This is a genomic window from Pseudomonas sp. Z1-14, from assembly GCF_051132005.1.
Classification (GTDB): domain Bacteria; phylum Pseudomonadota; class Gammaproteobacteria; order Pseudomonadales; family Pseudomonadaceae; genus Aquipseudomonas.
On the sequence record NZ_CP071646.1, the window covers coordinates 1500364 to 1522363 of the forward strand.

Annotated in this window: 12 protein-coding genes; 5 read left to right on the plus strand and 7 right to left on the minus strand. The window is 60.2% G+C overall.

Annotated elements, in window-relative coordinates:
• Positions 1-46: 46 nt before the first annotated feature.
• The 4 genes from J3P89_RS07100 to minC form a co-directional block, all read right to left on the minus strand.
• Positions 47-682 (minus strand): RluA family pseudouridine synthase, encoded by a 636-nt coding sequence (locus J3P89_RS07100; protein WP_018612476.1) that lies wholly within the window; start codon positions 680-682, stop codon positions 47-49.
• Between the two features lie 100 nt (positions 683-782).
• Positions 783-1037: a cell division topological specificity factor MinE gene (minE, locus tag J3P89_RS07105; protein WP_039594520.1), complete on the minus strand. Its 255-nt coding sequence runs from the start codon at positions 1035-1037 to the stop codon at positions 783-785.
• Entirely contained in the window at positions 1037-1849 is an 813-nt protein-coding gene (gene minD, locus J3P89_RS07110) for a septum site-determining protein MinD (protein WP_042728954.1), read from the minus strand. Before minD ends, minE begins: the two co-directional genes overlap by 1 nt.
• Before the next feature lie 201 nt (positions 1850-2050).
• Entirely contained in the window at positions 2051-2785 is a 735-nt protein-coding gene (minC, locus tag J3P89_RS07115; RefSeq protein ID WP_030142350.1) for a septum site-determining protein MinC, read from the minus strand.
• Positions 2786-2903: 118 nt separating this feature from the next.
• Here minC and J3P89_RS07120 point away from each other — a divergent pair, with 118 nt between their 5' ends.
• Positions 2904-3836, plus strand: coding sequence for a lipid A biosynthesis lauroyl acyltransferase (locus J3P89_RS07120; protein ID WP_434697110.1), 933 nt, complete (start codon positions 2904-2906; stop codon positions 3834-3836).
• 35 nt (positions 3837-3871) lie between these two features.
• Positions 3872-5059, plus strand: a complete 1188-nt coding sequence (locus J3P89_RS07125) for a patatin-like phospholipase family protein (protein ID WP_434697112.1) — start codon at positions 3872-3874, stop codon at positions 5057-5059.
• A gap of 53 nt (positions 5060-5112) precedes the next feature.
• Here the strand turns inward: J3P89_RS07125 and J3P89_RS07130 are convergent, their stop codons facing one another.
• A complete protein-coding gene (locus J3P89_RS07130) occupies positions 5113-5388 on the minus strand; it encodes a hypothetical protein (protein WP_305499507.1) in 276 nt (91 codons plus the stop codon).
• Positions 5389-5622: 234 nt separating this feature from the next.
• On the opposite strand from J3P89_RS07130, the gene J3P89_RS07135 reads away from it, so the two are divergent.
• From J3P89_RS07135 to J3P89_RS07145, 3 genes are read left to right on the plus strand one after another with little or no spacing between them, the layout of a single operon-like run.
• Entirely contained in the window at positions 5623-7329 is a 1707-nt protein-coding gene (locus J3P89_RS07135; protein ID WP_434601523.1) for a ShlB/FhaC/HecB family hemolysin secretion/activation protein, read from the plus strand.
• A 22-nt stretch (positions 7330-7351) separates the two neighbouring features.
• On the plus strand, positions 7352-19828 hold the full coding sequence (locus J3P89_RS07140; RefSeq protein WP_434697113.1) for a filamentous hemagglutinin N-terminal domain-containing protein: 12477 nt from the start codon (positions 7352-7354) through the stop codon (positions 19826-19828).
• On the plus strand, positions 19825-20235 hold the full coding sequence (locus J3P89_RS07145) for a hypothetical protein (RefSeq protein ID WP_434601521.1): 411 nt from the start codon (positions 19825-19827) through the stop codon (positions 20233-20235). Before J3P89_RS07140 ends, J3P89_RS07145 begins: the two co-directional genes overlap by 4 nt.
• A gap of 380 nt (positions 20236-20615) precedes the next feature.
• On the opposite strand, the gene J3P89_RS07150 is transcribed toward J3P89_RS07145, so the two are convergent.
• Together J3P89_RS07150 and J3P89_RS07155 are read right to left on the minus strand one after the other, a co-directional pair.
• Positions 20616-20924 carry a hypothetical protein gene (locus J3P89_RS07150; RefSeq protein ID WP_434601520.1) on the minus strand — a complete coding sequence of 103 codons (309 nt, stop codon included), beginning with the start codon at positions 20922-20924 and terminating at the stop codon, positions 20616-20618.
• 650 nt (positions 20925-21574) lie between these two features.
• On the minus strand, positions 21575-21847 hold the full coding sequence (locus tag J3P89_RS07155; protein WP_434601519.1) for a hypothetical protein: 273 nt from the start codon (positions 21845-21847) through the stop codon (positions 21575-21577).
• Positions 21848-22000 lie beyond the last annotated feature (153 nt).

A 22000-nucleotide genomic window follows, 5' to 3' on the forward strand; every position in this document is an offset into this window, starting at 1 on the left:
AACCCAGCGGGAGCAAGCTCCCTCGCCACTGTGTCGGAGGTGTTTTTCAGAACGGTGCAGGGCACTCGAAGCGCAGGCGCTCGCCGCTTTGCGGGTGGGTGAAGCTGAGCATGCTCGCGTGCAGGCACAGCCTTGGCCAGGCGGCGAGGGCTTGCGGGTGGGCATAGAGCCCGTCGCCCAGCAGCGGATGGCCGATGGAGAGCATGTGCACGCGCAATTGATGCGAGCGCCCGGTGATCGGTGTCAATTCGACCCGACACCAGTCACCGCAACGTTCCAGCACGCGCCAGAACGTCAAGGCATGCTTGCCCTGTTCGTGATCGACCACATGGCGGGGCTTGGTCGGCGGGTCGTAGCGCAAGGGCAGGTCGATGCTGCCACTGTCCAGCTCCGGTTGGCCCCAGCACAATGCCGTGTAGGCTTTTTCGGTTTCTCGATCATGAAATTGCCGGGACAGTTCGCGATGGGTGTCCGGGTCACGGGCCAGCAGGATGATGCCGGACGTTTCCCAATCCAGCCGGTGCACGATTCGCGCTTCCGGATAACCGTTTTCCTGCAGGCGGGTGATCAGGCAATCTTTATTGTCGTCCGCCCGGCCAGGCACGGAGAGCAGCAGGGTCGGCTTGTCGACCACCAGTACGGCGGCGTCCTGGTGGATGATGCGGATGTTGGACAGGGGCATTGAACAGTCTCGTAACAAACGCCAACGGCGGCTCGAACCCTTCTCCTTGTCTTGTGAGGGGGGAGAAAGGCCCGAGCCGCCGTGGCACCTGCTGGGTCGATCAGCGATCCGGCAGGGTGATATTGAGTTCCAGGATCGAGCAGCTGCCCTGGCTTTCCAGCGCGACATGCACGTCATCGTTGCCGATATTGACGTACTTGCGGATCACTTCCACCAGTTCCTTCTGCAAGGCAGGCAGGTAGTCCGGGGTACTGCGTTGGCCGCGTTCGTGCGCCACGATGATCTGTAGACGCTCTTTCGCGACCGAGGCGGTACTGGGCTTTTTGTTGGCACGAAAGAAGTCAAAAAGGTTCATTACCTACCTCCAAACAGGCGCTCGAAGAAACCTTTCTTCGTGACGTCGAGGAATCGATGCTCGACGGTTTTGCCCAGCAGACGATCGACCGCATCGCTGTACGCCTGGCCGGCGTCGCTCTGGTCGTCAAGTATCACCGGCACGCCGGAGTTCGAAGCCTTGAGTACCGCCTGGGATTCCGGGATCACGCCCAGCAGGGTCACCGCGAGGATTTCCTTGACGTCTTCGACGCCGAGCATTTCGCCGTCGCTGACGCGTTGCGGGTTGTAGCGGGTCAGCAGCAGGTGTTCCTTGATCGGCTCCTCGCCGTTCTCGGCACGCCGGGATTTGCTTGCCAGCAGGCCGAGCATGCGATCGGAGTCGCGTACCGACGAGACTTCCGGGTTGGTCACGACGATCGCTTCGTCAGCGAAGTACATGGCCAGGTGGGCACCTTTCTCGATACCGGCCGGGGAGTCGCAGACCACGAATTCGAAGTCTTCCTTGAGTTGCATCAGGACTTTTTCCACGCCTTCCTGGGTCAGCGCGTCTTTGTCGCGGGTCTGGCTGGCGGCCAGTACGTAGAGGTTCTCAAGGCGCTTGTCCTTGATCAGGGCCTGCTGCAGGTTCGCTTCGCCATTGACCACGTTGACGAAGTCATAGACTACGCGACGCTCGCAACCCATGATCAGGTCGAGGTTACGCAGGCCGACGTCGAAGTCGACGATGACTGTTTTGTGGCCGCGCAAGGCGAGGCCGGTACCGATAGCGGCGCTGGTGGTGGTCTTACCCACACCACCCTTGCCGGATGTAACCACGAGAATCTTGGCCAAGGTGTTTCACCCCTAAGGAAAAAGGACTTTGTCAGCCCCTGAAAAACATCTCTGGAAAAACTGCTGCAACTGGACAGGCTTGGCTGGAATCGGATGCGGGCGGGGTCTACCTTGGGTAAACACTGCCTGGTCCTTTTTCCTACGTCATTCAAGCCGTTTTCGCTAGGTTTTAGAGATGCTTGGAAAATGCGGCAGTATCCGTTAAAGCCGAATGATGTTCAACACGTCGCCTGACAGGCTGACCTGGACCCCGGCGCCCCATAACGGGTCGCGCCGCAAGTCCTCGGAAACCTTGTATTGCCCGGCGATAGAGACCAGTTCAGCGCTCAACTGCTGACAGAAGATCCTTGCCTTGGTGTCACCCTTGACACCGGCCAGCGCACGGCCGCGCATCGGGCCGTATACATGGATGTTGCCATCGGCGAGAAGTTCCGCACCCGGGCTGACCGAGGACACCACGACCAGGTCGCCGCCCTGGGCGTAGATCTGCTGCCCGCCGCGTACCGGCGAGGTGATCACGCGGGTCGGCTTGATGGTCGGCTCCGGCGGTTTTTCCGGTTTTTTCGGTTCCGCCGGGCTCAGCTCCAGCACGCGTTCACGGGCGCCGGAGGGCGGCAGCACCGGAATGTCCACGGCGATGGCGGCAGCGATGTCTTCGATGCGGCTGGCGCGGATCGCCAGGGTGCGCAGCCCATGCTGGCGGCAAACGCGCATCAGCCCCGGCAAGTCGACCGAGCCCTCACCGGCCGGCAGCTTGTCCAGCGCCAGTACCAGCGGGGCATTGCTGAAAAAATTCGGCGCCTGGGCGACTTTCGCTGCGAGTTGCCGGTCAAGGCCTTCCAGGTCGTTACGGGCCAGCTCCAGCACCGTAATGGCGAGCATGCTGCCCTTCAGCTGGAACACGGGATCTTGGTCTAGCGGTTCGGTTTGGCTCATGGTCGGCGTACAACGGCTTGTCACTAAAAGTGCCGAGACTTATAACGAGATCGTCCGCGAGCCGCAAGCCGGGACGAACGATGTAGAATGCGCGGCCCAGGTATTAATGGAAGCTGTAATGGATCGCCCGCGTTTTCGAGCTGCTTTTTTTCATCCGCGTTTCTGGCTGCTGTGGTGCGGCCTGGGGCTGTTGTGGCTGATCATCCAGTTGCCTTATCCGCTGCTGTTGCGGATCGGTCGCGCCTTGGGGGCGTTGATGTATCGGGCAGCCGGCGACCGACGGCGCATCGCCAGCCGTAACCTGGAGCTGTGTTTTCCCGAGAAATCCGCCGCTGAGCGCAAGCGTCTGCTCAAGGAAAATTTCGCCTCCACCGGCATCGCGTTCTTCGAAATGGCCATGAGCTGGTGGTGGTCGCGTTCGCGGCTGGCGAAGCTGGCCCATGTCGAAGGCCTGGAGCATCTCAAGCAGGCCCAGCGCGACGGCAAGGGCGTGATCCTGATGGCGCTGCATTTCACCACGCTGGAAATCGGCGCGGCGCTGCTCGGCCAGCAGCACACCATCGACGGCATGTATCGCGAGCACAAGAACCCGTTGTTCGACTATATCCAGCGCCGTGGCCGCGAACGGCATAACCTCGATTCCCTGGCCGTAGAACGTGAGGACGTGCGCGGCATGCTCAAGTTGCTGCGCGCCGGCCGGGCAATCTGGTACGCACCGGATCAGGACTACGGCGCCAAGCAAAGCGTGTTCGTGCCGCTGTTCGGCATCCAGGCGGCCACGGTCACCGCGACCAGCAAGTTCGCGCGCCTGGGCAAGGCATTGGTCGTGCCGTTCGTTCAGGAGCGCCTGGCCGATGGCAGCGGCTATCGTCTGGTGATCCAGGCGCCGCTGGAGGATTTTCCCGGCGAGACCGAAGAGGCTGATTGCCTGCGCATCAACCAATGGGTCGAGCGCTCGGTAAGCCAGTGTCCCGAGCAATACCTCTGGGCCCACCGGCGCTTCAAGACCCGGCCGCTCGGCGAGCCGAAGCTGTACGATAAACGCGGTTGATCATATAGCCCTATGACTGGACACGGAGTATCGCGATGACCCCAGCTGAACCGGTAACAGGTTTGATTCTTTCCGGCGGCGGGGCTCGAGCGGCGTATCAGGTCGGTGTATTGGCAGCGATTGCCGAGTTGCTGCCGGAGGGCGGTCGCAACCCGTTTCCGGTGATTGTCGGTACCTCTGCCGGTGCGATCAATGCGGTCAGCCTGGCGAGCGGGGCGATGGACTTCAAGACCGCCATCGAACGCCTGACGGTCTTCTGGCAAGCCGTGCGCAGCCACCAGGTGATGCGCAGCGATTGGCGCGGGGTCATGGGCCAGGCGACGCGGTTCATCGGCCATAGCTTGCTCGGCCTGGGAGCCAAGCTGCCGGTGGCGCTGATCGACAGTTCGCCGCTGCGCGAACTGCTCCAGGCGCAATTCCATGCCGCGGGTATCGAGCAGGCGATTGCCGAGCACCAATTGCGCGCGGTGGCGGTCACTGCGTTTGGCTACGAATCCGGCCAGGCGGTGACCTTCTATCAGGGCCGCGGCACCATCGACGCCTGGCTGCGTCATCGGCGTATCGGTGTGCCCACGCAGCTGTCGGTGGAACACCTGCTCGCCAGCTCGGCGATCCCTTTGCTGTTCGCGCCGGTGAAGATCGGCCCGCAATTTTTCGGCGACGGCGCGGTGCGCCAATCGGCACCCATCAGCCCGGCCCTGCACCTGGGGGCCAACCGCGTGCTGGTCATCGGCGTCAGCGGCAACCCGCGCGGCGTGTCGGCCCAGGATCCACTGGAACGCAGCTACACCGGCCTGCAACCGACCCTGGCGCAGATCGGCGGGCACATGCTCAACAGCACGTTTATTGACAGCCTGGAAAGCGACATCGAGCTGCTTGAGCGCCTGAACAGATTCAGCCACATGCTGCCAGACGATGTGCCGGCCCACGCCCTCGGCGCGGCACCGGTGGAAGTGCTGGTGATTTCCCCGAGCCAGCCGATCGACGAAATTGCCGCGCGGCATCGCCAGGAGCTGCCCCGAGCGTTGCGGGTATTCCTGCGCGGGCCGGGTGCGACCAAGACCAGCGGTGCGAGTGTGTTGAGTTATCTGTTATTCGAGAAAGGCTATTGCAGCGAACTGATCGAGCTGGGGCGACAGGATGCCCTGGCGCAACGCGAGGCCTTGATCCGGTTCCTGAGGTTGGCCCAGCCCGGGGTTGCGCTCGGCCTCGCGGCGAATTGACCGGGCGACCCCAGCCCGGCCTGGGCAGTCCATTCCTATCCGCGCCAGGCTGATCACTCGGCCTTGTTCTGCGCCTCTTCAAGCTCCTTCAGGCGCTTATCGATCAGTTGGCATTTGTCCGGTACGTCCTTGCTGGACGTTTCCAGGTTCATCGCCTGCAATTCTTCATTCATTTCCTTGGCCTTGGCCGGATCCTGTTCGGTGAGCTTGGTCACCTTATCCGCCAGTTGCTCGCGCTTGATGGTCGCTTCTTCGGGCGTGCAAGTCGCCCAGGCCGGCAGGGCGCAGGTGAGGGTGGCGGCGAGGGTGAGTTGGATGAGGTTTTTCATGGGCTCGGGCCTCGTATTCCTTTGTTGGGCAGGTAAACGGTTGAGGCCGGGCTACCAGGGAAAGTTCATTTGCGCGGTTCCCGGCAACGAGGTTTCCCGATTTTCAGGATCGTCTGATTTCGGATGAATGGTCGCAGCGCTTACCTGAAAGCTTGAACGGTTGGTTGACGTCAAAATGATGGCTCATTAATATCGCGCCACTATTTTGATGTCACTGATTTCGAGGGATCGAACATGTTCTCACCCGCCCCTTGGGCGAGGTTGTGCCTGGCTTTGCTGTGCCTCTCTCCGCTTACCCTTGCTCTCGCCGCGCCGACGCCCGGTGACACCGACCTGATCCGGGAGCGCCAGAACCGCTTGCTCGAAGAGCAACGCCGGCGTCTCGAGGAACTCAAGGACTTGCCAGGCAAGGAGGCGCAACCGGCCCAGCCGACGACGCCCGCCGAGACTCGCTGTTTCACGATCAAGACCATCGAACTCAAAGGCGCCGACAGCCTGTCCGCCAGCGAGCGCGAGCAGTTGCTCAAGCCCTACATCGGCCAATGCCTGGGCGTGCCGCAGCTTAACGAACTGCTCAAAGTCATCACCGACCACTACATCGAAAAAGGCCTGGTCACCAGCCGCGCCTACTTGCCGCAACAGGATCTGTCCGCCGGGCATTTGAGTGTGTTGGTGGTGGAGGGGCGTCTGGAAGGCCTGAAGGGCGCCGAGAACAGCCGGTTGTCACCGCGGGAGCTGGCGATGGCGTTTCCCGGCAAGACCGGCGAGCTGGTCAACCTGCGGGAAATCGAACAACTGGTGGACCAGCTCAATCGCCTGCCCTCGAACCAGGCAAAAATGGAGCTGACCCCCGGCCAGAACGTCGGTGGCAGCGAAGTTCAGGTGACCAACGATCCGCAAAAGCCCTGGCGTGCCGGCCTGTCCCGCAGCAACGACGGCCAGCGCAGCACCGGCGAGCAACAGTGGGGCACCAGCTTTGAATGGGACAGCCCGTTGGGGTTGGCCGATCAGTTGATGTTGCGCGGCGGTCACGACGCGATGACCGACCACCAGCACACCTCCAACAACGCCATGCTTTATTACAACCTGCCTTGGGGCTGGTGGAACTTCAGCTACACCTACAGCCAGAGCGAATATCGCTCGCAGATCCCGGCCAACGGCTTCAACTTCAAGCAGACCGGCGACAGCCAGAACCATCAGTTGCGCGTCGAACGGGTGATCCACCGTGACGCCGTCAGCAAGACCTCCCTCAACACGGGCCTGGCGTACCTGCGCACCAACAACTTCATCGAAGACAGCAAGCTCGATGTCAGCAGCAATCGCCTCAGCGAAGGCCAGTTCGGCATCAACCATGGCCGCCGGATCGGCAACGCCTTCGTCAACCTGGACCTGGGCGTGCAGCAAGGCATCGGTGCCTTCGATGCCCAGGGTGATAACGACCCGGGCCCCGGCCAGGCCGACGCGCGTTACCGCAAGTACACGGCCACCGCCAGCTACCTGCAACCCTTCAAGGTGTGGGGCGAGTCGTTCAGCTTCAGCAGCCTGATGACCGGCCAGCGCAGCGAAGACGTGCTGTTCAGCCCGCAACGCATGAGCCTGGGCGGGCAGTCGTCGATTCGTGGCTACAAGGACCAATCGTTGTCCGGCGACAGCGGCGGCTACTGGCGCAACGACCTGCGCTGGAGCCGCCCGGTGACGCTGGAATGGCTGCGCCCGGTGTTCGCCGAATACGGCACCAGCCTTGGTTATGACCAAGGCGTGATCCGTGGCGATCGCTACAACGACGATCAGCACGGGCGTATGTCGAGCAACTCGCTGGAGCTGTTCGCCCGTGGCCAGCACCTGAGCGCCAGCGTCACCTTCGCCCATTCCCTGGAACGTCCGGATGCCCTGACCGAGCGCGAAGCGCCGATCTACTTCCGCGTAGACGTATCCATTTAATCTGCTGCAACGAGACCTGATCATGGACGACCGCCAATACGCCTTCCTGGCCCGCCAACCTTCTGCTGCCCTGGAAAACCGCGAGCGGTTTCTCGGGATGCCCAAGCGCGGCCTGGCGTTCCTGTTGGCCAACGTCATGTTCTGGCAACCGATGTGGGCCCAGGCTGAAGGTATCGTGGTCAGCGCTCCGGGCACCGGCCTGGACCGGGCGGGCAACGGCGTGCCCATCGTCAACATCGCCAAGCCCAATGCCAACGGCCTGTCCCACAACCAGTTCAAGGACTACAACGTCGGCAGCAACGGCGTAATCCTCAACAACGCCACCTCCCGCACCCAATCCACGCAACTGGGTGGGATCATCGTCGGCAACCCGAACCTCCAAGGCGCGGCCGCCACGACCATCCTCAACGAAGTCAACGGCGGCAGCCCCAGCCAGTTGCGCGGCTACACCGAAGTGGCCGGGCAATCGGCCCACGTCATCGTCGCCAACCCCTACGGCATCTCCTGCAACGGCTGCGGTTTTATCAACAGCCCGAAAGTGACCTTGAGCACCGGTAAGCCGGTGGTGGAAAACGGTCGGCTGGACCGCTACCAGGTGGACCAGGGCAGCGTCGCCATCGAAGGCGCGGGCCTCAATGCGAGCAATGTCGACCACTTCGAAATCATCACCCGCAGCGCCAAGATCAATGCCGAGATTCAGGCCAGGAACCTGACGATTGTCGCTGGGCGCAACGACGTCAACGCCGACACCCTCAACGCTACTGCCCGCGCCGACGACGGCAGTGTGAAGCCGGAACTGGCGATCGACTCCTCGGCCCTGGGTGGCATGTACGCCGGCGCGATCAAGCTGGTCGGCACCGAGGCTGGGGTTGGGGTGAAGCTGGACGGCAAGTTGATTGCCAGTGGCGGGGATATTCAGCTCGATGCCAATGGGCATTTGAGCATGGTTGATACCTCGGCCAGCGGGGCGGTCAACGTCAAGGCGGCGAGTCTTGACGCGAAAGGGCCGGTTTACGCCGGCACGACGTTGAATGCGCAGACTCAGGGTGACCTGAGCAACCGGCAAACCCTCGCCGCGCGGGACAGCATCACTTTGAATGCCGGTGGGCAGTTGAGCAACAACGGCATTATTGAAGCCGGGGTCAACGCCGACACCACGCGCAATGCTTCGGGTGATGTGAGCGTTACAGCGCAGAACCTGAACAACAACGGCAAGAGCATCGTCGCCAGCCGTAACCTCACCGCCAACGTTGCGCAAACCCTGAACAACCAGGGCGGCACCCTCAGCGCCGTACAAACCGCCACGGTAAAAGCCGGGACGCTGGACAACCAGAACAAGGGCCGGCTGCTGAGCAGCGGCGCGCTGGGCGTTACTGCCGACAAACTTCTCAACACGCAGGGCATTGTCAGCAGCAATGGTAATCTGACGGCCAATGTCGGGCAGTTGATCAACAACGCCGGTGAGCTCAGTAGCCTGGGCAACATCACGTTGCGCGTTGCCTCGCTGGATAACGTCGCGGGTCTGGCGGCGGCGGGGCAGATGCTCGACATCAGCGCCAGCGGCCAGATAAACAACCAGAGCGGGCGCCTCACGGCGAGCAAGAACGCCCAATTGAGCGCCGCGTCGCTGGATAACCGCCAGGGCTCTCTTTCGACCCAACAGGGGCTGAACCTGAACCTGGCGGGGCAACTGCTCAACGCGCAGGGCAGCGTGATCAGCAGCGACACGCTGCAACTGAAGGCCGGCCAGGTGAACAACGCCGCCGGCCGCATCGCCAGTGCCAAGGCGCTGGACGCCAGTGTCACCGGCCTGGATCAACAGGGCGGTCAGTTGTTCAGCAACACCAGCGTTGCGCTCGATCTTAACCATGGGCAGTTGAATAACCAGGGCGGGCTGATCAATGCCCCCGGCAGCCTGTTGCTGAAAAACCTGGCGGCCGTGAACAACCGCGACGGCGAAATCTCCAGCGACCAGGCGTTCAGCCTGAACGCCACAAGCCTGGACAACAGCGGCGGCAACCTGAGCAGCAATGCAGACCTGACGGTAAACATCGACGGCACATTGACCAACGTCGATGGCGAAATCTCCAGCGCGGGCCTGACCCGGCTCAACGCGTTGGCCTTGAATAACAGCAACGGCCAGGTGCTCGGCGATAACGCCTTGGACATTGACCTGAGCGGTGCGCTGGACAACCGCAACGGCGTGCTCGGTTCGGGCAAGGCTGTAACGATCAAGGCGGCCAGCCTGAACAACAGCGCCGGCGGCCAGTTGATCAGCGACGGCAGCCTGACCGCACGCATCAGCGGTGTGCTGGACAATCAGAACAAGGGCGAAGTGGTTGCCAAGGGGGGGATTGACCTGCAAACCGGTCATCTCGACAACCGCGGCGGTCGTCTGGCCGGCTCTGACCTGCTGAGCGTGCACAGCGACTCCGTTGATAACCGTGGCGGGAACCTGCGTGCCGACAAGGCCTTGCAATTGACGGTCGATCAACTGGACAACCGGGATGCCGGGGTCATTTCCGGCAAAAGCAGCGTCACCTTCGACGGCGCGCGTCTGGACAACCGCGCGGGGTTGCTGACAAGCGTCGGCCCGCTGACCTTGAAGGCCCATGAAGTTCAGAACGGCCTCGGTCGCATCTCCAGCCAAGGCCAACTCACCGCCAACCTCGGCGCCCTGCAACAGCAGGGCGGTGCGCTGGTCGCTCAAGGCAACCTCAGCCTGAGCGCCGACACGCTGGATAACCGCAACGGCGGTTTGGTCGGCACCACAAAAGCACTGGATCTGCAGGTTGGGCAGATCGACAACCGGGCGGGCGAATTGTCCGCCGGTCTTGGCGCAACGATAGGCGGCCAGCGGCTGGACAACAGCAACGGCGGCAAGCTCATCGTCGGCACCGACCTGGAGATGAAAGTTGCCGAGCTGATCAACCAGAGCAAAGGGCTGATTCACGCCCAAGGCCACATGACCTTGAGCGGCAGCTCGCTGGACAACAGCGAGGGCCTGCTCAACAGCCTCAACGGCCTGGTGATCACCCTCGATAACGCACTGTTGAACAGCAAAGGCCTGATCAGCAGCGAAGGCGAGTTGACTGTCGAGGCGGGCAGCCTCGACAACACCGCGGGCAGCCTGAGCAGCGCCGCGATGTTGTCGATTGCCAGCGGTGCAGGGTTGATCAACCAGGGCGGCTCCATCAGCACCGACGCCGCACTGACCGTCAAAAGCGCCAGCCTGGACAACAGCCAGAAAGGCCTGATATCGGGCAAGGCCGCGACCCAGGTCACCACCGGGGCCCTCGACAACAGCCAGGGCGGGCTCCTGACCTCGGGCAATACCCTCACGCTCAACGCCACGCAGGTGAACAACGCCGCCGGCCGCATCGCCAGTGCCAAGGCGCTGGAGGCCAGTGTCACCGGCCTGGATCAACAGGGCGGCGAACTCTTCAGTAACACCAGCCTCAGCCTGGACCTGAACCAGGGCCAGTTGAACAACCAGGGCGGCTTGATCAACGCCTCGGGTGCGTTGCTGCTGAGTAACCTCAAGGACGTGAATAACCAGGACGGGGAAATTTCCAGCAAACAGGCGTTCACGCTGGCGGCAGAAAACTTCGATAACAGCGGCGGCAAACTGCTGAGCAACCAAGGCCTGATGCTCAGAATTGCCCAAGTGCTGAGCAACGCCCGGGGCGCCATTTCCGCCGCCTCGCTGGACAGTCGCAGCAACCGCCTGGACAACAGCGACGGCTTGATCAGCAGTCGCGACGGACTCGACCTGACTGTCGGCACCTTGCTCGACAACCAGCGCGGCTCGTTGATCGCCGACGGCGCTCTGTTGCTGGTCGCTGATCGCCTGGACAACCGCGCCGGGAGTATCGCCGGCAAGACCGGGCTCGATGCCACCGTCAGCGCGGTGGATAACCGTCAAGGCACCTTGATCAGCACCGATGCCCTGACGCTGAAGGCCTCCAGCCTCGACAATCGTCAGGCCGGCCTGGTCGGCGCGACAAAAGCGCTGGATCTTGACGTGGATGAGCTGGACAACCGTGGCGGTGAGCTGTCGAGTAACGCCGACGTCACGCTGGTCAGCCAGAGCCTCGACAACAGCGACGGCGGCCAGGTGTTCGCCGGACAAGCGCTGAAGCTGACGGTGGATAAACTGCTCAACCGCACCAAAGGCCTGCTCAGCGCCAAGACCGAACTGGAGCTCAACGGTGGCTCGCTCGACAACAGCGGTGGCTACCTGATCAGCCAGCAGAACCAGCGCATCAACCTGAGCCGCGACCTGCTCAACAACCAAGGCCAGCTCAGCAGCGAAGGCACCCTGAACGTCACCGCCGCGAACCTGACGAACACCGGCGGCAGCCTGTCCAGCGCGGCGGACCTGACCGTGCACAGCCTGGGTCGCGTCGACAACCAGGGCGGCGAACTGCTCACCGACGGCGCGTTGCTGCTCACCAGCGCCGCGCTGGACAATCGTCAGCAGGGCAACCTCAGCGGTAAAGGTGCGGTAAACGTCACCACCGGTGCCTTCGACAACAGCCAGAAGGGCCGGCTCAACAGCGGCGGCACGCTGAACCTCGTCGCGGGCCAGGTCACCAATCAGGACGGCGCCAGCATCGGCAGCCAAGGCGCGTTGACCGCGTCGGTCACCGGCCTGGACCAACAGGGCGGTCAACTGTTCAGCAACACCTCGCTGAGCCTGGACCTGCACAACGGCCAGCTCAACAACCAGGGCGGCTTGATCAACGCCCCGGGCGCCCTGCTGTTGAAAAACCTCAACGGTGTGAACAACCAGGGCGGTGAAATTTCCAGCGCGCAAGCTTTTACCCTGACGGCGCAAAACCTCACCAACGACAGCGGCAAGCTGCTGAGCAGCCAAAGCCTGACCCTGCGCATCGCCCAGGCGCTGAGCAACGTCAAGGGCCTGATCGGCGCGGCCAGCGTCGATGCGAAGGCGCAAAACCTGAACAACAATGGCGGCACGATCACCAGCCGCGGCGGCCTTGAGCTGACTGTCGATCAACAGCTGAATAACCAGGCCCAAGGCCTGATCAGCGCGGCGCAACTGCTCACCCTCAACAGTGGTGACCTGAACAACCAGGGCGGCAGCGTGTTGGCCAGCGGCGCGTTGGTCCTCAACGCCATGGCCCTGAACAACAGCGCCAACGGCCTGATCAATGCCCAAGGCGACCTCACCCTCGGCGCCGACTCCCTGGATTCCAGCGATGGCGGCGAAGTGTCGGCCAAGGGCGACATCAACCTGACCCTGGCATCGCTGACCCAAGACGGCGGTCGCCTGCTCGGCGAAAAAGCCGTCACCCTGAACCTCGGCAACGGCGACCTGAACAATCGCAACGGCCTGATCACCGCCAAAGGTCCGCTGACGTTTAATGCCTTGCGCGACCTGACCAACCAGGGCGGCGAAATTTCCAGCAGCCAGAGTTTCAACCTCAAAGGCCGGACCCTGGACAACAGCGGCGGCAAGCTGATCAGCAGCCAGAACCTGGGCCTCGACGGCCAGGCGCTGGTCAACCAGAACGGCTTGATCTCCGGCTGGCAGGGGCTGCTGGTCAACGGCGCGAGCCTGGATAACCGCAACAACGGCACACTGTCCAGCCGCAACGGCAATGTGAACCTCAACCTGCTGGGCAACCTGCTCAACGGCAACGGCGGGGCGCTGGTCAGCCAGGGCAGCCTGGGCGTGACGGCCGGTTCGGTGGACAACACCAAGGGCATTCTCAGCAGCGGCGGTGCGCAGAACCTCACCCTCAGCGGCGCGTTGGATAACGGTCAGGGCGGCCTGATCGACAGCGGCGCGGACCTGACCATCAAGGCCACTTCCGTGGCGAACGTCAGTGGCGCTATCAGTGCTCAGCAGGCGCTGACAGTCGACACCGCCGGGTTGAATAACCGCCAGGGCAGCCTGATCGGCAACGCAGCCGTCAACCTGAACCTGAATGGCGTGCTCGACAACAGCGGCGCCAAGCTTGCCAGCGCCGGTCCGCTGACCGTAAAAGGCGCGACCGCGATCAACAACCAGGGCGGCCAGATCGCCAGCCAGGATCAACTGACCCTGCTCACCGGCGCCCTGGACAACAGCAACACCGGCACCGTCGCGGCAAAAAATGCCTTGGCGATCACCGCCACCGGCGCCGTGCTGAACCATACCAACGGCCTGATCTACAGCCAGACGGCTGATGTCGAACTGAATGCCGCAAGCCTTGCCAACGGCAAGGGCGAGATGCAGGGCCAGACCGGCCTGGACCTCGAACTGAGCGGCAACCTCGACAACCAGGGCGGCAAACTCATCGCCCAGACCGGCGACGTCAGCGTCAGCGCTGCCAGCACCGACAACCGCGGCGGCACCCTCGCCGCACTCAAAGGCGCGATTGAAGCGCGCACCGTGGGCGTATTGCGCAACGGTCTGGACGTGAACAACAAGGGCGGCGTGATCCAGGGCCAGCGCCTGAACATCCGCGCCTTGGCGGGCCTGAACAACAACGGCGGGCGAATCGCGGCCCAGGCCGGCGATGTCATCATCAACACCACCGACCTGAACAACCGCAACGGTGGCCTCTACGCCACCGGGCTGGTCAATGTTAGCGGCGCCAACCTGGATAACAGCGCCGGCCAGATCGCCGGCAACCGTATCGAACTGGGCCTGAGCGGGGTGTTGACCAACTCTGGCGGCATCCTCGAAAGCGACAGCACGATGGCGCTGCGCGCGGCGAGCGTGGACAACCAGGGCGGCAAACTGCGCGCCCTGGGGACCAGCGGAACGACGGATTTCCAAATCGGCAGTCTGTTCGATAACCGCAACGGTAGCCTGGAAACGGCCAACACCAACCTGACCCTGGCCGCCAACAGCTTTCTCAACAGCGGCGGCCAACTGCTGCACCTGGGTGACGGCACGTTCGATATCTCCCTGCCGAACGTCACCGGCGCCGGCGGTACCCTCGTCACCCGCGGCGGCCTGACGCTCAACGCCGATACCTGGACCAACACCACGGCCATCCAGGCTGGGCGCTTGAACGTGAACGTCAACAACTTCACCCAGACGGAAACCGGCCAGTTGCTGGCTTCGACGCGGCTGGAGGGTACCGGTGGGAATTGGGTGAACAACGGCTTGATCGCCAGTGATGGCGACCTGCAGTTGAGCCTGGGCGGGACCTATTCGGGTGTTGGCCGAGTCAGCAGCCTGGGGCGTCTTTCGCTGAAAGCGGCCAGTGTGTCCTTGCCTGACGCCGGCCGTATTACCGGGGGCGGATCGACCGACATCAGCGCGGGCTCGATCATCAACCGTGGACGCATGACCGCCAATGACGACTTGCTGCTCAATACGTCGTCCTTGAACAACTACGGCACTTTGGGCAGTGCCCAGGACCTCACCGTCAATGCCACGCAATTGCTCAACGACAGGGGCCTGATCTTCAGCGGCGCGGGCATGCAACTGCGCAGCGATACGCTGAAAAACAACTACGCGGACATCTACAGCTTCGGTGACCTGACCATCTCCCGAAACGCGGCAGGAGCCCGGGCAGATGTGATCGAAAACATTTCCGGCACCCTGGAAAGCGCCGGCGACATGCGCTTGCTCGCCACTTCCATCACCAACCGCAAAGATGAGCTGAGTTACACGCAGCAACGGGTAAATGGCTACATCACTCACAGTTGCGCCCACTGCTCGGACGAGTGGAACGTCTGGTATTACGTCAACGAAGTCTACGAAACCACGCTCGACAAGGATTCGCCGACCGCCTTCATCACGTCCGGCGGCAACCTGGCCGTCACCGGCTCGAACTTCCTCAACCAGTACAGCTCGGTGTCGGCAGCCAAGAACATCAACATCACCGTCGATACGTTCAAGAACGAAGGCGTCAACCTCGAGACCATCACCTACCGCAGCAACTACCGGAACCCGGCCGACAGGGAGCCGGGCAGCATCTACCTGGGGCTGATCGGCCCGGGCGGTGCGGTCAACGAATACAACAAATACAGCGCCAAATACGTGCCGCTGTACCGACGGGCCGATGGCGGCTACTTCTACCAGCAGGAAAGCGGATTAAGCACCGAGCTGAATCCGGATTACGACCCGTCGAAAAACATGCCCGTGCCCGTGGAAGTCACCCGGTACGGCGTTTTCTCCGCAACGCAGACGGCCAGCACCGGCAAAAGCGTCAACGCGGTGATCCAGTCCGGCGGCAGCACCACGATCATTGCCTCAACCTCACTGAACAACAGCGTACAAACGGTCAACGCGCCAATTCTCACCAGCGACAGCAAGGTCGACGACACCGGCACGCTGCGGGCAACCACCCCGTTCATTGTTCATCTCAACAGCCAGCTTCCACCTGACCTGGCCCAGCAACGGGTCGACCCGCTGGCTTTGCCGGGCTTTGTCATGCCCCAAGGCCAGAATGGCCTGTTCCGCTTGAGCGGGCAGGGCAGCAGCAGTGCGCCGGCCTCTCAGGCGCCGGTGGTGCCATCCACCTGGACGATAGGCGGCGCCAGCGTGAGCGCCTCGGACCGGACCACCGGTATACCGGCCCTCACCGGGCGCAACCTTCAGATTGCTGACGTCGGGCAGGTTTCGGCGGCCGATCGGCAGTTGCAATTACTGGCTCGCGAAGGTGCTGACATTACCGTCGGCGCCTCAACCATCCAGACCGCAATCCCGACGGACCCCGCTACTGGCATGCCTCAGTTGCCTGGACATACCCACGAAGGCACCGGCACCGGAGGCGCTGGTGCGACTGATGTTTCGGTGGCAATTCCCAAGCCTGTTGCCAGCCAGACGGTGGCGCGCGTGGCAGCCCTGCCCGATGCGACAGTCACCTCCAACCCGCACAAATACCTGATCGAAACCAACCCGGCGCTCACCGAGCTCAAGCAATTCATGAGCTCGGACTACCTGCTGCAGAGCCTCGGCTACGACCCCGACCAGAGCGCCAAGCGCCTGGGTGACGGCCTCTATGAACAGCGCCTGGTTCAGCAAGCCGTCATCGCCCGCACCGGCCAGCGCTTCCTCGAAGGCCAGACCTCCAACGAGGGCATGTTCAAGTACCTGATGAACAACGCCCTCGCCAGCAAGCAGGCGCTCGACCTGTCCGTGGGCGTCAGCCTCACCTCCGAACAAGTCGCCGCCCTGACCCACGACATCGTCTGGATGGAAAACGTCGAGGTTAACGGCGAGCAAGTCCTCACGCCGGTCCTGTACCTGGCCAATGCCAACAACCGCCTGGCCGCCAACGGCGCGCTGATCCAGGGCCAGGACGTGACGCTGATCGCCGGCAAGGACCTGAGCAACGCCGGCACCCTGCGCGCCAGCAACAACCTCTCGGCCACCGCCGCCAACGACCTGACCAACAGCGGCCTGATGGAGGCCGGCAACCGCCTCGACCTGCTGGCCGGCAACGACCTGACCAACAAGGCCGGCGGCATCATCGCCGGGCGCGACGTGTCGCTCACCACGGCGCGAGGCGACGTGGTCAACGAACGCACGGTGACCAACTACGACGACAAGAACGGCGCCTGGTCATGGTCGATGGGGTTTGCCGACAGCGCCGCCCGGATCGAGGCCGGCAACAACCTGAGCATCGACGCCGGACGCGACTTCAACACCATCGGCAGCGTCGTGCGCAGCGGCAACGACCTGACCCTCGAAGCCGGCCGCGACGTCAACATCGTTTCGGCGCAGAAAGCCGACCGCATCACCGACCACGGCGATCACGATGACTCGGCGATCAAACAGCTCGCTTCCGAAGTGACGGCAGGCCGGGACCTGGACGTCACGGCCGGTCGCAACTTGACAGCCATCGCCAGCGAACTCGAAGCCAAGCGCGACGTAGGCATGAGCGCCGGCGGCGACATGACGTTGGCGTCGGCGGCGGATGAAGTGCATTCGTACAACAAAGGCTCAAGCGTCACCCGCAAGGAAGACCACGTCAGCCAGGTCGCCACCACCGTGAAAGCCGGCGGCGACGTCGTGCTGGGCGCCGGCAACGACATGACCCTGATCGCCAGCCGCATCAGCGCCGCGAACGAAGCGTATCTGGTGGCGCAGAACAAACTGCAATTGCTGGCCGCACAGAACTCCGACTACACGCTGTATGACATGGAGAAGAAGGGCGGTTGGGGGAGCAAGAAGACTCAGCGCGATGAAGTAACTGATGTGAAGAACATCGGGAGCGAGATCAGCGCTGGGGGGGATTTGACGTTGGTCAGTGGGGGGGATCAGCGGTATCAGGTGGCGAAACTGGAGAGTGGTGGGGATATAGCGCTCGACAGTGGTGGCGCGATTACTTTCGAAGCTTTGAAGGATTTGCATGACGAGAGCCATCTGAAAAGTGATGGTGATGCTTTCTGGACATCGTCGAAGGGGAAAGGCAATACCGACGAGACGTTGCGTCAGACGCAGATGGTGGCGGCAGGAAGTATCACCATCAAGGCGGTTGAAGGGCTGAAGATTGATATCAAGCACGTCGATCAGCAAACGGTTAGCCAAGCCATTGATGCGATGGTCCAGGCCGATCCGAAATTGGCCTGGCTGAAAGAGGCTGAAGCGCGAGGTGACGTGGATTGGCGACAAGTGAAGGAAATCCACGAGTCCTTCAAGTACAGCAACTCCGGGCTGGGGCCTGCTTCCCAACTAATCATTGCCATTGCTTTGGCCGCCGTGTTGGGACCGATGATGGCTGGCATGAATATGATGGTTCAGGCTGGAGCACTCAGTGTCGCAACTAAAGCAACGGTAAGTACTATCGACAACCGAGGCAATCTCGGCGCCGTGCTCAAGGACGTTACCTCTAAAGATAGCCTGAAAGGGTACGCCGTCTCGGTAGCTACAGCGGGTATTACGCAGGGGCTGAATTACAATCCCGGCACAGTCGGCCTGAATGTTGAGAGTTTGAAGACGGTTGCGATGAAAGCGGCGGCTGACGCAGTGATCAAGACAGCTGTCTACGGGGGTAGTTTCAAGGACAACCTCGCAACTTCGTTGGCCGGAACGGCCGCGAGCATTGCTGGGGCTTATGGCGCTGGAAAAATAGGTGATTTGCCACTAACGGAAGGGGGGCTTGAGAAAATTCTCCTTCATTCGGCCTTGGGCGGGTTGATGGCAGAGGTTATGGGAGGAGATTTCCGCACGGGGGCGATAGCGGGTGGAGCAAACGAAGTTGTGGTCGGCTTGCTCGGGGATACGCTACTGCCCTCGCATCTGGAACCCGGTACGGCTGAATATATTCGAGCCCAAGAGTACTTGGTCGCACTTTCAAAAATTGTCGGCGTACTGGGAGCAGCAGCTTCGAACGGGGATTTGGCCGTTGCTGCGCAAGTGGCTGAAAATGGCACGCGTTACAACTTTTTAGGCAATCACTCCCAAGCAGAGCGAGACAGAGCCCTCAAAGAATATGACGAAACCAAAAGCCTAGACGCCGCCAAAAAGATGATTGTGCTGCAAGGGGCAGATCAACGCAGCGATGGACTATTGGAGCGCTTTCACACCGATCCTGGCTCCCTGTCTACCTCAGAAAAGACTGAGTTAGCCGCCTACCTTCAGGTGTATGGCTATGAGCAAAGCCTCAAGTATGGGGAAGCGGCTGCTCGAACCAGCATCGACAATTTGCTTATGAACGGGCCGAGTCCTTATAGGGATTACCCGTTTGCGGGCGGTACTACGCAAGAGCGAATTGCCTACGCGGATGCCTTGCGAGCCCAAGACGGTGTATCTATCGGCAATATCTTCTGGTCCAGAGATCAAAGCGCCAGTGAGATGTTGTATCGCGATGCTCAAGGCTACCTGCGCATCAATGGGGAAATGCAAGCTATGGGCGACGTGGGTGCGCCTGCTCTGTATTTTCTGACGGGTAACCTCGGCACGATGATTCGGATCTCAGCTGCGGCGAATGGTGTACTTCAGGCTGGCCACGGTGTGGGCCAAGTCGACGATGGTGATACATGGAACGGCATTGGCAATATCGTGGTCGGAGCGATGAATGCCGCGAGCCTTGGGATTCCAAAGATTGGCACCTCTGGAAATATGAATGGTGGCGCAGGCTCAAGAGGCGCATCGACGAAAGCAAATTCTACGCTGGACAACGCTGCGTCCCAAGCCGATAACAATTTTGGGTACCTAAACCAACCAGGACCTGCTACCAATCCTGCTTTTTTTGACCCTCAAGGTTCCGCGACGAAATTTATAAAGAACGGGCGAATTAATGCAACGGATTTAGAGAAGTTGATGCCTCCAGGAATTCCGGATACTTTTAAGGCATCTGCTTCGATCACTGAAGGTCGAAAATACCAGTACGTATGGAATGGACAAAGAGTTGAGGTTAAGTGGCATGCGCCCGACGCTAGTGCCGCAGCGAAATTTCCCGAGTCTAATTCAGGGGCGGGATGGACAGCGCAAATAAAAATTGGTAACAAACTGTTAGGTCAGGATGGGGTGCTTTACAGGAAGCCATCAAATTTAACGCATATTCCGGTGGATTTTAAATGAAAGACATAGCGTATTATTATGCCCTGCCTGATAGTATGCATAAGGCAGAGTTATATAGTGAGTTTCTTGAGGTGGTGAACTGCTTCGAACGTTTAGGATGTACCGCTGCTGTCTTCCTAAACGCGGTCTCTGAGCTAAGCGAACGTCAATGGCATACCTATACAATACTTCCTGAGGACCTGCGGCGGAGAGTGGAGGTTTCATTATTATCTTGCTGGGATGGGCATGATCTGGAGACAGCAGAAAAAACTATTTGTGTGGCTGCGCAATTAGGGCTTGAAGGATTATTTACTTATGTCTGCTCCCAAAGCGATGACAGCTTGTCCCCGGAGGTGGCTTTGGAAATACGCTCTGCGTTATCCGAATTTGGATGTTCAATTAGCGACCCTTTCAGTGGTATAAGGTAATCCGTCAAAAAAATCGTTAATCCTTAGGGTAAGGGACGGGGCTGAGTGGGACTTAACGGCTAACTAACAGAAAGCTCTGTAATAAAATAAAAAAGGTTGCCTTGGTCTGCGACCAGAGAAGAGGTGAGTTAATTTTTAACTTATGTCGAGCGGGTGTTCTTATCTTTATTAGATCGTCGCAATGAAAATAATTTTTCTTTTTGTGAGTTTTGAACATGATTTTTCATGTGATTTTTAAAGAAAAAAATTAAAATTTTTATGCCTGAACTACAGCGGTGACATATAAGAGAAACGCCACTGCATAGCAGTGCGCTAGGCATCACAAATGCCATTTGTCAGCAACCGATCTTCGCAAGTAGATGTGTGGGGGAGGCTAGAAATCATATTGGACACCAAGGATTTCCACCATTTGCACGCTCCAAGATCTTCTGGAAATTTCGCTCAAAGACCCAGCTCGAAGCCACGGCTGTCATGGTGGTTGCGCAGGCGGGTTTTTTTTTCGAGACGATAACATTCATATAAAACTGATTGCCATAAATCGTCGGTGCCCATAGCGTCATATCGCTCCTTTCGGTATTCCTGTCAACTTTCAATTGAATGGTGTTGACGAGTGTGCCACCGGTAGTAAGCTCGGTTATTTGCGGATGGAAGCAGTGGTTCAGATAGTTCTGCACTCGTTCTTCAACCATCGTCCGCTCTTGCGTCAAGCAATACTCGGGGCTGGTTATACCGGCGTTCAAAAGGTCCTCTTTGGTATACGGGTGCAGTGAGCAGCCGCTCATTAGGAAAAAAACGACTCCCGTAACCCTTTTGTACATGATTGGTGCTCCTGTAGAACGTTATTACTCGATAAAATCGTTTGCATTAAGTCGGGTTTCAGATCAAATCGAAGCTTAGTTGGGGGCTGTCTTGGTTAATCCAAACACAATTTCGATTTTTAAAAAATAATTACTGTTGGGGCATCTCAGGGGGGGCAAGCTTCAGAGCTACCAGTTTACCGTCGCGCTGCCCAATCGCTATAGCCGCCAGAAGGCCCTGCGAGGGTGAGCATGGTAGCGCACAACGGAATCAATCTGTGTTGCGGAAAAAGGGGAATTATTTTTCTGTTCTATTGCTACGCTGATAGCTACGCAGAAGGAAGAGTGAGAAAGCTCCAAATGGAATGTATTTTTTGCCAAATAACCCCGCACCATGTGGCCAACCGCGACCATAACCGTCAGATGGTGTCCAGTGGCCGAAAATTATCAGCGCTACCTCGCGGGTCTGCGAGAACTCAAAGCGCATTTGGTGAAAAGTTCAGAATAGCGTAAGCCGGGCGACTACAGTCGCCCATCCTTCATTAATCCGCTACCTGCGCCCGCAATCGCCTCCCAATCACATCCATCACGTCACATCCATCGCGCAGCGATATCGTCAGCAGTTTGCAAAAATCAGAAAGCACCACCGTATCGGAGCTGATCTCCGAACGAAATGCGATATTTTCCAGCACCTGGGTCACGGTACGGATTCGGTAATCGGCGGTTTCAAAGAGAACGTCGAGCGGGGCTTCGGTGTCGATGAGCAGAGTTGCGGGAGTGCAATCGACGCCGGTAATGGGCATGTATCGGTTCATGAGCAGCACCTTCATTCAGTTGAAAGGACTACCACTCATGCGTCGCCAAACGAATGGGTGGCAGTTGTACGCGGGTTGGCGAACCGGGAATGAAGCGAACCGGCAGACCCTGAGGTCTCCCGCGCACAACTGCCATTGAACAGTTCTGCGGGT